Here is a 13,922-nt window from a genome sequence, read left to right as displayed (position 1 = left end):
CGAACGAGACCGCTCATGAAGCCCTTCATCCACTCTCTCGCGCGGCCGCACTGGCTGGCCGCCGCGCTGCTGTGTGCCGCCACCTTGTCGCTGTCGGCCTGCGGCGGCGATTCGAACGACGGCACGCCGGGCACCGGCAACCCCGGCACGGCCCAGCCGGATCAGCCCGGTCAACCGCCGGCCAACAAGCCGAACCTGCACTGCGCTCCGTAAGCCGCGCTGCCTCCCCATCGACTTGCGTTTGAGACCGACATGACTTCCAACACCAACAACGGCAACCGCCGCAACTTCCTCAAGATGGCTGGCACGGGCGCGATTTCCGCCGCCGCGCTGGCCGCCTTCCCGCCGTCGATCCGCCGCGCGCTGGCAATTCCCGCCAACAATGCCACCGGCACGATGCGCGACATCGAACACGTGGTGATCTTGATGCAGGAGAACCGCTCGTTCGACAACTACTTCGGCACCCTGCAGGGCGTGCGCGGCTTTGGCGATCGCTTCCCGATCCCGCTGGCCGGTGGCCTGAACGTCTGGCAGCAGACCTACACCAGCGGCGGCACGTCGCGCACGGTGCTGCCGTATTACCTCGACAGTAGCGCCGGCAACGCGCAGCGCGTCTCGGGCACGCCGCACAGCTACCCCGATGCACAGCAGGCGTGGGACCTCGGCCGCATGAGCAAGTGGCCGACCTACAAGCAGACGCAGTCGATGGGCTACTACAAGCAGACCGAGCTGGACTTCCAGTTCGCGCTCGCCAATGCCTTCACGCTGTGCGACGCGTACCACTGCGGCTTCCACGGCGGCACCAACACCAACCGCCTATTCCACTGGACGGGCACGAATGACCCGACGGGCGCAGCAGGCGGCCCGGTCATCGACAACAGCGGCGACCACCTCGACGCCGGCGTCACCTACAACTGGACGACCTACCCTGAACGCCTGCAAACCGCTGGCGTGTCGTGGAAGGTCTACCAGAACATGCCGGACAACTTCACCGACAACCCGCTCGCCGGCTTCAAGGCGTATCGCGATGCCAACGCCGCACGCGGTAACCTGAAGGACGGCAGCCCGTTCCCGGCGTACACGCCCGCTGACGAAGCCATCAGCCCGCTGATCAAGGGCGTCGGCAACACCATGCCCGACGGCGGTTTCCTACAAGCGCTCAAGGACGACATCGCGGCGGGCCAACTGCCGCAGGTGTCGTGGATCGTCGCCCCGGCCACGTACTCCGAGCACCCCGGACCGTCGAGCCCCGTGCAGGGCGCGTGGTACACGCAGGAAGTGCTCAACGCGCTCACCGCCAACCCAGCGGTGTGGAGCAAGACCGTGCTGTTCATCAACTTCGATGAGAACGACGGCTTCTTCGACCACGTGCCGCCGCCCGCCGCCCCGGCGTATGACAACGGCGTGCTGGCCGGCAAATCGACGGTGAACACCGCCGGCGAATACCACACCGACAAGAACCCGTACGGCCCCGGCCCGCGCGTGCCGATGTACATCGTCTCGCCATGGAGCCGCGGCGGCTGGGTCAACTCGCAGGCGTTCGACCACACCTCGGTGCTGCGCTTCCTGGAACTGCGCTTCAACGTGAAGGAGCCGAACATCAGCGCATACCGCCGTGCCGTACTGGGCGACCTGACCAGCGCCTTCAACTTCGTCAACCCGAACAACGAAACACTGCCCACGCTGCCCAGCCGCGACAAGGCCACGGCCGATTCGATCCGCACCGCGCAGGGGTTGAAGCCGCAGGTGCCGGTGCCCTCCGTGGCCGCACAGCAACTGCCCGTGCAGGCCACCGGCACGCGCCCCTCGCGCGCCCTGCCGTACGAGCTACACGTCAGCGCGCGTGAAGACGCCACCAATCGCGCCCTGCGCCTGATCTTCAGCAACACCGGCACGGCCGCCGCCGTGTTCCACGTGTACGACCGCCTGCACCTGGACCGCGTGCCACGCCGCTACGCCGTCGAACCCGGCAAGATGCTCGACGACGCGTGGGACGTCTACACCGCAGACAAGGGCAAGTACGACCTGTGGGTGCTCGGCCCCAACGGCTTCCACCGCGCATTCTCGGGCGATGTGAGCGCCATGTCGGCAGCCGGTTCGAGCGCACCGGAAATCCGCGTGTGCTACGACCTGGCCAACGCCGAGGTCTACGTGACGATGATGAACACCGGCACCACCGGCTGCACCTTCACCGTCAAGCCCAACGCCTACCGCACCGACGGCCCGTGGACGTTCGACATCCCGGCCGGCAAGCAGCTCGACCAGCACTGGCCGATCGCGCGCCAGGGCAACTGGTACGACTTCACGGTGACGGTGCCGCAAGGCGGCTTCACGCGGCGCTTTGCCGGTCGCATGGAAACCGGCAAGGACGGCGTGTCCGACCCGGCCATGGGCACCTAAGAAAGACCAGCAGGGAGGAGAACACGGGCGGCCTTCGCAAGGGGCCGCCCGTTTCTATTGCAGCGTCAGAGCGCGTGCTGATACGGAAACAGCGCCGCGTTGAAGCCGCCAAGCGCTCGCAGATGCGCCCAGTCGAAGCATGGCCCAGGATCGGTCTTGCGACCCGGCGCGATGTCCGAATGCCCGGCAATCGCCGCAATCGGATACGCCGCGCAGATCGCCCGCACAAGTGATGCCGTGGTGGCGTACTGCTCGGACGTGAAGGGCAGGTCGTCCGTCCCCTCGATCTCGATGCCGACCGAGAAATCGTTGCAGCGCGTACGGCCGAAAAAGTCCGACGCGCCAGCATGCCACGCACGCGCACCACACGGCGCGAACTGCACGCACTCGCCCGTGCGGCGCACAAAGAAATGCGCCGACACCCGCACGCCGCGCAGTTGATCGAAGTACGGGTGCGCGTCGCAGTCGAGCGTGTTGGTGAAGAAGTCGAGCACGTCGTCCGTGCCGAAATCCGTCACGAACTGCGCAGGCGGCAGGCTGATGTTGTGCAGCACGATCAGATCGATCGGCATGCCTTCCGGCCTCTCGTCGATATTCGGCGACGGGTGGCGGCGGACGCCTTCCACCCAGCCCGCGGCATCGACGTGCAAGGCGTTGCGTTCAGGCATCGCCGTTCAGACCGTTGCCCGCGGTTTCACCCAGACCGCCCGCAGTTTCGATATCGCGCGGATCACGGATGCCGAGTTGCTGCATGCGATAGCGCAACTGACGGAACGACAGGCCAAGCAGCTTGGCCGCCGCCGTGCGGTTGAAGCCGGTCTGGTCCAGCGCGGCCAGGATCACGCTGCGCTCGACCGACTCCAGATACGCTGGTAAATCGATCGGCAGTGCCACATTCGGCAGCGCCGGCTCAGCAGGTGCAGCGGCCGGTGCCGGTTCGGCGGGTTGCACCATCGGCTGCGGCATGCCCATCGGGCTTGCGATTGGGCTGACCACAGGTGCCGGCATATAGACCGCGTCGGGCCAGCCCGTCACGGGCGGGGGCGCCATCGTGTGACCACTCCCCTGCAGACCTTGCGCGGCCGCTTGCGCCTCGCGCGTGCGGTGGAACAGCGGCGAGCGCTCGATCTCGGCACCGAGTGCGCCCAGGTCATCGACGTCGATCGACTCGCCTTCGGCAAACGCGTAAGCGCGCTCCAGCAGGTTCTCCAGCTCGCGTACGTTGCCCGGGAACGGATACGCACACAACTGCTGCAGCGCCGGGCGCGTCAGGCGCTTGGGGCGCGGATCGCCGTAGCGGTTGGCGAGCTGCTCCAGCAGCACACCGGCCAGCACGGGCACGTCTTCGCCGCGTTCGCGCAGCGTAGGCATGCGCAGTTCCAGCACGTTCAGGCGGTAGAACAAGTCTTCGCGGAAACGGCCGGCGGCAACGAGACGCGCGAGGTTCTGGTGGCTCGCGCACACCACGCGCACGTCGACCGGGTCTTCGCGGCTCTCGCCAATCTTGCGCACGCGGCGTTCCTGCAGCGCGCGCAGCAATTTCACCTGCATGGTCAGCGGCAGGTCGGCCACTTCATCCAGCATGAGGGTGCCGCCGTTGGCGGCCTGGAAGAAGCCCTGGCGGTCGCTATCGGCCCCGGTGAAGGCACCCTTCACGTAGCCGAAGAACTCGGCCTCCATCAGGTTCTCGGGAATCGCCCCGCAGTTGACCGCCACAAACGGCCGCGACGCACGTGCCGACAGCGCGTGAACGGCACGCGCCGCACGTTCCTTGCCGCTGCCCGATTCCCCGCTGATGACCACCGGTGCCATGCTGCGCGCCAGCCGCATCAGCGAGCGGCGCACCTCCTGCATAGCGGCGGAGTGCCCGGGCAACAGGTCATTGGTGCGCTCGGCCAGGTCGGAACTGCCGGGGTCGGGATCGCGCTGCTGGCGGCCCAGCGCATTGAGCACGAGGCTGCGCAACTGGTCGAGCGAGAGCGGCTTGGCGATGTAATCGAACGCGCCGGCCTTGAGGGCTTCCACGGCGTTCTCGGCGCTGCCGTAGGCGGTGATGACGGCGACTGGCGTGCGGTCGGCCGTGGCCGACAACTGGCGCACGAGTTCGATGCCCAGGCCGTCACCCAGGCGCATATCGGTCAGCACCAACGCAAAGCGCTGGCGGGACAAGGCCTCGCGCGCTTCGGCCAGTCCACCGGCGAGCACCACGTCGTGCCCCATGCGGCGCAGGGAGATTTCCAACAGCTCGCGCAGGTCGGCTTCGTCATCGACGACGAGAATGGGTTCGCGAACGATGGCGACTTTGGACATGGATCAGAGATAAGTCATGCGGTGGTTGATTCCACCAAGGGCACGGCAGGTTGGTCAAACATCAGAGTGATGACGAAGGCACGACGCGGCAGCGCGTCTTCACCCGGACGCGCCTCCATGGTCAACGCTCCCGTGCGATCGAGCAAGGATTCCAGCGCGATGGCGCCGTAGCGGATCTGCGCATCGTTGGCGCTGCACAACTCGCGCGCCATGTAGAGGCCCAGGCCGGTGCCTTGTGCGTCATTCGTGAAGAACGGTTCGAACAGGCTGCGCTGCTGCTCGGTGGGCACTTCGGGGCCGTCGTTCCAGATCACGAGTTCTGCGTGCGTCTCGTCCAGTGCGTAGGCAGCTAGCAGGATCGAGCCCGGCACGCGGCGGCAGTAGCGCAGCGCGTTGTCGAGCATGTTGCCAACCACCTGCTGCAATTGCGCTGGGTCGAACAGCACGGGCTTGTCCAGGTCCACCGCCACGCGCACGAGGTTGGGGTTGATCTCGGTGGCCTCCCCTGCGCGGCGCAGGGCTTCCGCGCGCCAACGCTCAACCACTTCCGGTAGCACCTGTGCAAGCTGCACACGCACACGCTCGCCGCGCGGCCGGCGCGAGAGCATCAGCACATCGGCGACCACCTGATCGAGCCGGCGCACGTTGTCACGGATGATGCGCAGCAGGCGCGTTTCGACGCCGGAGCCCGGGTTGGCGCCTACCGAGCGGGCATGCTCACCCTCACCCGGATCATCCAGCAACTCGGCGGCCTGACTGATCGCCGCCAGCGGATTACGAATCTGATGCGCAACGCTCGCCACCAGCCGGCCCATCGACGCGAGCTTTTCCTGCTGCGCCTGCTCGGCCACGCGCTCCCAGCTTTCCACGTGGACCAGCACGGTGTCGTGCAGCTCGTGGCGCAGGAAGGCTTCGTCATCGGCCGACCAGCCCTGCGTGCCAGCCTCGGCCGGCTGGTTGCGCAGGCGCAGCATCTCACCGCCCTCGCCCGGCAGGCCCAGGCCGATAGAGCTGACGAGACTATCCATATAGACGCTGCGCAAATTGGCCAGGCTCGGCAGGATGAAGCGCAGGCGCAGGCGGGCATGCAGCGTCCTGCGGCCACCGGACGCGACGGGCAGCAAATCGAGGATGCGCGGCGCGTCGTCATCGCCCAAGGCATCGCCGGCACCAGGATGGCGGCTCTTGCGGCGCAGCCATTGGCGCAGCGTTTCGAGCAGCGGACGCAGGTGCGGCACATCCTTCAGATCGAACAGCATCGCACCGCTGTTCACAAAGGCGTTCTGCGGTACGCCCAGCAGCATGGCGGCAGCCGGGTTGGCGGCCACCACGCGGCCATCGGCGCGTACCAGCATCACGCCATCCTGCATGTCATAGACCATCAGGCGGTTGACCAATTGCTGCAGGCGCAACTCGCGCTCGCGCGCCATGGTCAATCGTTCCTGCGCGATCTGGCGATGCGACAGCCCATACATCATCGACGCGGCCATCATGTAGACAAGGCCGTACAACCCCGCCGAAGCCAGCCCCGGCGCGATCACCCCATCGCCCAGCATTTGTAGGAACGGATCGGCCAACACCACCATCGACGCCACCGCCGCCGTGAACAGTGCAAACAGCAAGCTGGTCAGCGCGCCGGCCGCCAGCACTGGCATCAGGAACACCATCGCCACACTGGCCGACAGACGCGACAGCGCGGCATACGCCAACCCGAGGACCAGCAGGTCGAGCACCACGTCCAGCCGCACACGGAACTGGAACCGCGAGCGCCACCATCCGGCTGCAGCCAGAATCAACAGGGCCACGGCCAGGTAAGGCAGCACCAGGCTGAGTAACGCTTCGCTGTTGGGTAGCCCCGCCGTTTCGTGCTCACGCGGCACCATCACGAACAACAGCAGCACCAGCGCAACAGCCGCACGGCTGAACGCGAAATAGCGCAGCAAGCGCCACTGGAACTCAGGGGGATCAGGCTCCAGCCAAACCGAGCGCAGCGCGCGCCAGGCATTCAGGCGTGAGAGCACTGCGCGAAAGCCGGACGGTCTGGAGCCATTGGGGGCCGCATCCGGCGAGACCAGTTTGGACTGCAGGTCAGGCTGCGAGCGAGACACCTCGGGCATCACGCGCCGTCCCGGTCGGCGTGTTCTGGGCAACGGTAGCGGCCGCCTGGCAGCGCCACCATGCTGGTGCGCGGGGCATGCACGCCGCAGACGGCGCACTGCTCGATCGGTTGGGAAGCCTCGCGTTCAGGCGCACGCTTCGCGCTCCCCTGCGACGGCCCCTGTCCAGACGAGCGCGATGAACGCGACGGGCGCTCCCCCAGGCGGCTCAACCACCACAAGCCGGCGAGCAGCATCAGGATCAGCAGAACAGGACGGGCCATGGAAGAAAAAGCGACAGCGAAAGAGAAGCTGGAGGAGCCAAGAACGCGCTACACGCGGTGCAGGATGACTTCGAGCACGAAGCGGCTGCCCACATAAGCCAGCAGCAGGATCGAAAACGCCGCCATCACCCAGCGCAGCGCCACGCGCCCACGCCAGCCGCGGAAACGGCGACCCACCAGAATGCCGCCGAACATCAGCCACGACAGCACCGCGAACACATTCTTGTGGTCGAACTGGAAGGCACGGTGGAACAGTTGCTCGGAGAACAGCGCGCCCGAAGCAATGGTCAGCGTGAGCAGCACAAAGCCCGCGCCGATCAGGCGGAACAGCAGTTTTTCAAGCGTCAGCAGCGGCGGCAGCAGATCCAGCCAGCGGCTGAACCAGCTCGCCTCTGCGGGGCGGTTAATGGTGTGCAGGCGACGCTCGGCGGCCAGCATCAGGATCGCGTGGAACGCTGCCAGCGTGAACAGCCCGTAGGCGACATTGGCGATGGCAAAGTGCAACTTGAACAGCGGGCTGGCCGCATAGCCGAGGATCTGCGTGCCGGGAAAGGCCAGCGGCAGCAGGCTACCGACCAGCGCCACGGGAATCACCAGCACACCCAGGCCGGCCAGCGAGAAGAACAGGCTCTCGATCCAGAAGATGCCCACGCCCAGCCACAGCATGGCCGACAGCGCATAAGCAAAACCGAACACCATCGAGCTGGCCGGGAAGATGGTCTCGTGCAGCAGGAAACCGTGCGCGGCCAGCGCCGCCAGCAAGGCCCAGCGCCACCAGGCGGGGACGGCATCGGCGGCCGCCGGCGGCGGTGGCACGAGTACCGTGGCGGCCGGCGATTGCCCGCCTGCCGCCATGGCGCCGGCAGCGGCCCGGGCTCCAAGCCCGCCCCGCCGTTCACCATGCCGTGCCCACGCCACCGAAGCGAGGGCGCCATAGAGAAGCGCCGTCAGCGCATACAGTACAATTGCCATTTGCACAGTTTACCGCAGCGCACCCTGGTTTTGGCTGGGGCCCGCCCCCGCCGAAAGCCTCGCCGGGCGGCCATGCGAGATAGACGCATTAAGCACATTCCCAGCCGGCGCAAGCCAAGCGCGCACCGGTCTCATCTTCACCCTGTCCCCAATTCCGGATCCCTGTCACTGTCATGCTGGATAACCTGACCCAACGGCTCGCGCGCGTGGTCAAGACCATGCGCGGCGAAGCGCGCCTGACCGAAGCCAACACCGCCGAGATGCTGCGCGAAGTTCGCCTGGCACTGCTCGAAGCCGACGTGGCGCTGCCGGTCGTGCGCGAGTTCATTGCCCGCGTCAAGGAAAAGGCGCTCGGCGAAGACGTCATCACCAGCCTGTCGCCGGGCCAGGCGCTGGTCGGCATCGTGCAGCGCGAGCTGACGGCCATCATCGGCGGCCAGGAAGCGCTCGACGGCGCCGGCACCACCATCATGGGTGGGCGCGCCGCAGAGCTGAACCTCAACGTCACGCCGCCCGCGATCATCCTGATGGCCGGTCTGCAGGGCGCGGGTAAGACCACCACGGTCGGCAAGCTGGCCAAGTGGCTCAAAGAGAACAAGAAGAAGAAAGTGCTGACGGTGTCGTGCGACGTGTACCGTCCCGCCGCTATCGCGCAGCTGAAAACCGTTTCCGAACAGGTTGGCGCCGATTTCTTCCCCTCGCAGCCCGACCAGAAGCCGGTGGACATTGCCGCCGCCGCGCTGGACTGGGCAAAGAAGCACTACCACGACGTGCTGATCGTCGATACGGCCGGCCGCCTCGGTATTGATGAGGCGATGATGCAAGAGATCGCCGCGCTGCACGCCAAGCTCAAGCCGGCCGAAACGCTGTTCGTGGTCGACGCGATGCTCGGCCAGGATGCCGTCAACACCGCCAAGGCCTTCAACGACACCCTGCCGCTGACCGGCGTGGTGCTGACCAAGCTCGACGGCGATGCGCGCGGTGGCGCGGCGCTATCGGTGCGTCACATCACGGGCAAGCCGATCAAGTTCGTGGGTGTGGCCGAAAAGCTCGACGGGCTGGAGCCGTTCTACCCCGACCGCATGGCCCAGCGCATTCTGGGCATGGGCGACATCCTCGCGCTGGTGGAAGAAGCGCAGCGCGGTGTCGACATGGAGGAGGCACAGAAGCTCGCGGCCAAGATCAAGAAGACCGGTGGCTTTGACCTCGAAGACTTCAAGGCCCAGATCGGCCAGATGAAGAAGATGGGCGGCCTGGGCAGCCTGATGGACAAGCTGCCCGCGCAGTTTGCGCAGCAGGCCCAGGGCGCCAACATGGACCAGGCTGAAAAGCAGGTCCGCCGCATGGAAGGCATCATCAACAGCATGACCGCCGCCGAGCGCACCAAGCCCGAACTGATCAAGGCCAGCCGCAAGCGCCGCATTGCCGCTGGTGCCGGCGTGCAGGTGCAGGAGGTCAACCGCTTGCTCAATCAGTTCGAGCAAATGCAGACCATGATGAAGAAGCTCAAGGGCGGCGGCATGATGAAGATGATGCGCGCCATGGGCGGCATGAAAGGTGGCATGAAGGGCTTGCTCGGCCGCTGAGCCGACCGCCCTGCTCCCAATCCGATCGACTTAATTTGTTTCACTGACTGACACGATGCTGAGCGCAGAACAGGCCCGCGAACTCTGGGCCAACTCCGAAGAAATCGTCAGCGAAGACGCCGTGCGCGGCTCGCTGGACCGCATGGCCGCAGAGATCACCGAGAAGATCGGCGACACCTTCCCGATGGTGCTGTCCGTGATGGGCGGCGCGTGCGTGTTCACCGGCATGCTGCTTCCCAAGCTGGCCTTCCCACTGGAGTTCGACTACATCCACCTCTCGCGCTACAACAACCAGACCGTCGGTAGCAAAGAGATGCAGTGGCGCGTGGCGCCGCGCGAGTCGGTCAAGGGCCGCACGGTGCTGGTGCTCGACGACATCCTCGACGAAGGCGAAACGATGGCCGCCATCCGCTCGCGCATCATCGACATGGGCGCCGCCGAGTTCTACTCCGCCGTGCTGTGCGAGAAGACGCTCGCCAAGGACAAGCCGCTGTACCCCGATTTCTGCGGCTTCAACGTGCCCGACCGCTACGTGTTCGGCTGCGGCATGGATGCCAAGGGCTACTGGCGCAACCTGCCGACCATCCGCGCACTGAAGAACACCTGACGCGGCGCAGGAACCAACAAAAAGGGCGACTCCAGGGTCGCCCTTTTTGTTTCCCCGGGATTGTCACGATGCACATCCCCGGGGAATATCTTGTTTGCTCAGCGCCGCTCAGACGCCGCGTCGGTACGGCCGCTCACGCAGCCACTTGGTGGCGATCCACTTCTCACCGCGCTCGACCGGCAAGCCGGCGTGCAGCGTGTCTTCATCCAGCGAGCCGTCGGGGCGCTTGTAGACGAAGAAGACCGCGTTGCCCTTAACCGGCGCCACCTCCAGGCCAAGCTTCGGGAAACCCGTCGCGCCGCCCGCCTGCACGCTGTTCAGGTAGATGACGAGCGTTGCCACGCGCTGGCCGCCGACTTCGAGCTGGCGGGCCTCACCACTGCGGCTCGGGTTGAAGAAATCGAAGTGCGGCTGGTACTCGCCGCCGGGCTGGTAGTGCAGCACCTGAAAGCCTTCTCCATGCTCCACCGGCACGCCGGTGGCCTGGGCGATGCGCGCCTCGATCTTGGCGATGAGCGCATGCTCGCCCACCTGGAACATCGCGCCCTCGCTGGTGCGCGCGGCGATCAGGTTTTCCTCACCCGTTTCCGGGTTCACCACGGGCGAGCGCTTCAGGCGGTTGTAGCCCAGTGCGATGAGCTGGTCGCACTCCTCATCCGACAGGAAGTGCTGGAACAGCACGATGCGCGGCGTCTCCAGCGCAAACAGGATGGGGATGTCGCCATCAGCGGTGCGCACGGCGTTGCTGTTCTCGACGGCTTCCGTAGCGGGCTGTGTTGCGGGTGCCGACACGGGTGCCACGATGGGCGCGGGCGCGCGCTTGGCAAGCGCCTCGTCCACCACGCGGCGCGCAAACGCGCGGTCGTAGCCGGATTGCACCATCGAGGCGACCAGCGAATCCGCCTCGAAGCCTTCTGCCACGTGGCGCTGCAGCCAATCGTGCAGCGCGTCGGACATGGTTGCGTACGGTTGGGTGGTGGACATGCGGAGTGACGTGGATGCGGCGAACGAAAAAGATGGCCTTATTGTAGGCCGACCACCATGCGACAGCCGGTCAGGACCCGCCCGCCGAACCTGCTGCAATCCGCAACGGCGAGAACGGATTGCGCGCTGGCACATCCGGCAGCGCCTTGGCACGCGGTGGCGGCGCCTCGGCCGGCACGGGTGCCGATACGGTCAGCGCACTCGACTCCTGGTACTGCCAGCGCTTCCACGCTGCCAGCACCGCATTCGGATATTGCGGCTGGCCACGGCTGCCGTTGTAGCGACCCAATGCCAGATAAAGATTGCCGCCTTCGATGTCGAGGTAATGACGCAGGATCGTGCAGCCGTAGCGCAGGTTGCTCTGCAGGTGGAAGAGCTTGCGTGCGTCGTTGTCGCCAATGCTGCGCGTCCAGAACGGCATCACCTGCATCAGGCCCATCGCGCCCGCGCTGCTCATGGCGTACTTGCGGAAACCGGACTCCACCTGGATCAGCCCCAGCACCAGCGCCGGGTCCAGCCCCGCACGCTTGGCCTCGTAGTACGCCGTCTCGATCAGCTCAACGCGTACCGACGCCTGCGGAATCTTGCCCGACATGCGCACCGACATCTCAGCCAGCCAGCGCAGGTAGCCGAGCTGCTCGTCGTTGCTAGCGAACACCGGGCGCAGCGGGCGACTGTCAGCCACTGCAGCGGACAGCGCACTGCGCACCGAGTCCGCAAGGTATTCCTCTTTCTGCGCGCCCGCCCACGCCGCCTGCGTGCCCGCGAGCAACGCCCCTGCGCACAGCGCAGCAGCAATCGGGCGGGCAGGTAGGAAGCGGCGCATACGGGTCAGCTCCATTACTGCGCGAGACGCGCTTTCAACGTAGCCAGCACATCAGCCGGTGCCACGGCGGTGGCGGCTTCGTCGCGGCGGCCCTGGAATTCCAGCTTGCCTTCCTTCAGGCCACGGTCGCCCACCACCACGCGGAACGGCACGCCAATCAGTTCCCAGTCAGCGAACATCGCGCCCGGGCGCTCGCCACGGTCGTCCAGCATCACGTCGATGCCGGCGGCCACCAGCTCGGCGTGCAGGCGATCGGCTTCGGCGCGCACGGCGTCGGAGCGGTCGTAGCCCACCGGGCAGATCACCACCTGGAACGGTGCGATCGACGCCGGCCAGATGATCCCGCGTGCATCGTAGTTCTGCTCGATGGCTGCGCCCAGAATCCGCGTGATGCCGATGCCGTAGCAGCCCATCACCATCGGTTGGGTCTTGCCGTTTTCGTCGAGGAACGTGGCGCTCATCGCTTCAGAGTAGCGCGTGCCCAGCATGAACACGTGGCCGACTTCAATACCGCGGCAGATCGCCAGCGTGCCCTTGCCGTCCGGCGAGGCGTCGCCTTCCACCACGTTGCGCAGGTCATGGACCTCGGGCTCGGGCAGGTCGCGGCCCCAGTTGGCGCCGGTGAAGTGGTAATCCTCTTCGTTGGCGCCGACGACGAAATCGCTCATGGCCGCCACCGTGCGGTCAGCCACCACCTTGACCGGCAGCTTCGTGCCGATCGGGCCCAGGTAACCGGGGCGCGTGCCGAACGCACGCAGGATTTCACCTTCGGTGGCAAAGCGGAAGTCGGCCAGGCCCGGCACCTTCGATGCCTTGACCTCGTTGAGTTCGTGATCGCCGCGCAGCAGCAGCAGCCAGATCTGGGGCTCGCCGCCCTCGACTTCCGTTGCCAGCACGATCGATTTGATTGTGCGTTGCAGCGGGATGCCCAGTTGCTCGGCCACAGCCTCGCACTTGGCGCGGCCCGGTGTGTGCGTCTTGGTAAGCGCCTCGGCAGCCGCACCACGCGGCGCAGCCGGTGCCAGGGCTTCAGCGGCCTCGATGTTGGCGGCGTAGTCCGAATCCGGGCAGTAGACGATGGCGTCTTCGCCCGTGTCGGCAATCACGTGAAACTCATGCGATCCCGACCCGCCAATGGCGCCGTTGTCAGCCGCCACCGCGCGGAACTGCAGACCGAAGCGCTGGAAGATGCGCGTGTAGGCGTCGTACATCTTCTGGTACGAAACCTTCAGGCCCTCGGCGTCGCGATCAAAGGAGTACGCGTCCTTCATGGTGAATTCGCGGCCGCGCATGATGCCGAAGCGCGGACGGCGCTCGTCGCGGAACTTGGTCTGAATCTGGTAGAAATTGACCGGCAGCTGCTTGTACGAGCGGATCTCGGTACGGGCGATGTCGGTCACCACTTCTTCCGACGTCGGCTGGACGACGAAGTCGCGCTCGTGACGATCCTTGAAGCGCAGCAGTTCGTCACCCATCTTGTCCCAGCGACCGGTCTCCTGCCACAGCTCACCCGGCTGGACCACTGGCATCAGCACTTCCACCGCGCCGGCGGCGTTCATTTCTTCGCGCACGATCTGCTCGACCTTGCGGATCACGCGCAGACCCACGGGCATATACGTATAGAGACCCGCGCCGAGCTTCTTGATCATGCCGGCACGCATCATCAACTTGTGCGACACGATCTCCGCGTCGGCGGGCGCTTCCTTGAGCGTGGAAATGAAGAACTGGGACGCTTTCATGCGACTGACAATAAGGGATGGCGCGGCCATGCAAAGCCGCGAGAACAAGGGCAAAAGCCACCGGAATCAAGGGATACGACGAGGCGCCAGACGCACATTCGCGTAGACGACACCCCTC

Annotated in this window: 12 protein-coding genes; 4 read left to right on the top strand and 8 right to left on the bottom strand. The window is 66.1% G+C overall.

Going from position 1 to position 13,922, the window contains the following annotated elements; translation table 11 throughout:
* Nucleotides 1-15: 15 nt before the first annotated feature.
* Together ACS13N_RS00420 and ACS13N_RS00415 are read left to right on the top strand one after the other, a co-directional pair.
* Nucleotides 16-213: a hypothetical protein gene (locus ACS13N_RS00420; protein WP_438929843.1), complete on the top strand. Its 198-nt coding sequence runs from the start codon at nt 16-18 to the stop codon at nt 211-213.
* A 39-nt stretch (nt 214-252) separates the two neighbouring features.
* A complete protein-coding gene (locus ACS13N_RS00415) occupies nt 253-2,400 on the top strand; it encodes a phosphocholine-specific phospholipase C (protein ID WP_438929842.1) in 2,148 nt (715 codons plus the stop codon).
* A gap of 65 nt (nt 2,401-2,465) precedes the next feature.
* Here the strand turns inward: ACS13N_RS00415 and ampD are convergent, their stop codons facing one another.
* Genes ampD through ACS13N_RS00390 form a run of 5 tightly spaced genes read right to left on the bottom strand, consistent with a single transcriptional unit; the run spans nt 2,466 to nt 8,062 of the window.
* On the bottom strand, nt 2,466-3,068 hold the full coding sequence (gene ampD, locus ACS13N_RS00410; protein ID WP_438929841.1) for a 1,6-anhydro-N-acetylmuramyl-L-alanine amidase AmpD: 603 nt from the start codon (nt 3,066-3,068) through the stop codon (nt 2,466-2,468).
* The gene (locus tag ACS13N_RS00405) at nt 3,061-4,710 is read right to left on the bottom strand and encodes a sigma-54-dependent transcriptional regulator (protein ID WP_438929840.1); all 1,650 of its coding nucleotides are present in this window, start codon (nt 4,708-4,710) and stop codon (nt 3,061-3,063) included. Before ACS13N_RS00405 ends, ampD begins: the two co-directional genes overlap by 8 nt.
* 14 nt (nt 4,711-4,724) lie before the next feature.
* Nucleotides 4,725-6,827, bottom strand: coding sequence for an ATP-binding protein (locus ACS13N_RS00400; RefSeq protein ID WP_438929839.1), 2,103 nt, complete (start codon nt 6,825-6,827; stop codon nt 4,725-4,727).
* Nucleotides 6,827-7,090: a hypothetical protein gene (locus tag ACS13N_RS00395; RefSeq protein ID WP_438929838.1), complete on the bottom strand. Its 264-nt coding sequence runs from the start codon at nt 7,088-7,090 to the stop codon at nt 6,827-6,829. Before ACS13N_RS00395 ends, ACS13N_RS00400 begins: the two co-directional genes overlap by 1 nt.
* Nucleotides 7,091-7,138: 48 nt before the next feature.
* Entirely contained in the window at nt 7,139-8,062 is a 924-nt protein-coding gene (locus ACS13N_RS00390) for a cytochrome C assembly family protein (protein WP_438929837.1), read from the bottom strand.
* Between the two features lie 173 nt (nt 8,063-8,235).
* On the opposite strand from ACS13N_RS00390, the gene ffh reads away from it, so the two are divergent.
* Together ffh and ACS13N_RS00380 are read left to right on the top strand one after the other, a co-directional pair.
* Nucleotides 8,236-9,648 carry a signal recognition particle protein gene (gene ffh / locus ACS13N_RS00385; RefSeq protein ID WP_438929836.1) on the top strand — a complete coding sequence of 471 codons (1,413 nt, stop codon included), beginning with the start codon at nt 8,236-8,238 and terminating at the stop codon, nt 9,646-9,648.
* A 55-nt stretch (nt 9,649-9,703) separates the two neighbouring features.
* Nucleotides 9,704-10,255: a hypoxanthine-guanine phosphoribosyltransferase gene (locus ACS13N_RS00380; protein WP_438929835.1), complete on the top strand. Its 552-nt coding sequence runs from the start codon at nt 9,704-9,706 to the stop codon at nt 10,253-10,255.
* Nucleotides 10,256-10,363: 108 nt separating this feature from the next.
* On the opposite strand, the gene ACS13N_RS00375 is transcribed toward ACS13N_RS00380, so the two are convergent.
* The 3 genes from ACS13N_RS00375 to ACS13N_RS00365 all read right to left on the bottom strand — a co-directional run bounded on the left by ACS13N_RS00375 (nt 10,364) and on the right by ACS13N_RS00365 (nt 13,804).
* On the bottom strand, nt 10,364-11,239 hold the full coding sequence (locus ACS13N_RS00375; protein ID WP_438929834.1) for a 2OG-Fe(II) oxygenase: 876 nt from the start codon (nt 11,237-11,239) through the stop codon (nt 10,364-10,366).
* Between the two features lie 70 nt (nt 11,240-11,309).
* On the bottom strand, nt 11,310-12,065 hold the full coding sequence (locus ACS13N_RS00370; protein ID WP_438930581.1) for a lytic transglycosylase domain-containing protein: 756 nt from the start codon (nt 12,063-12,065) through the stop codon (nt 11,310-11,312).
* A gap of 14 nt (nt 12,066-12,079) precedes the next feature.
* Complete coding sequence (locus ACS13N_RS00365) at nt 12,080-13,804, bottom strand: proline--tRNA ligase (RefSeq protein WP_438929833.1); 1,725 nt, start codon at nt 13,802-13,804, stop codon at nt 12,080-12,082.
* Nucleotides 13,805-13,922: the final 118 nt, after the last annotated feature.

This window comes from Ralstonia sp. 24A2 (genome assembly GCF_051783885.1).
Taxonomy (GTDB): domain Bacteria; phylum Pseudomonadota; class Gammaproteobacteria; order Burkholderiales; family Burkholderiaceae; genus Ralstonia.
Note: the sequence above shows the minus strand (reverse complement) of the source record. Positions and strands in the feature narration are given on the sequence as shown.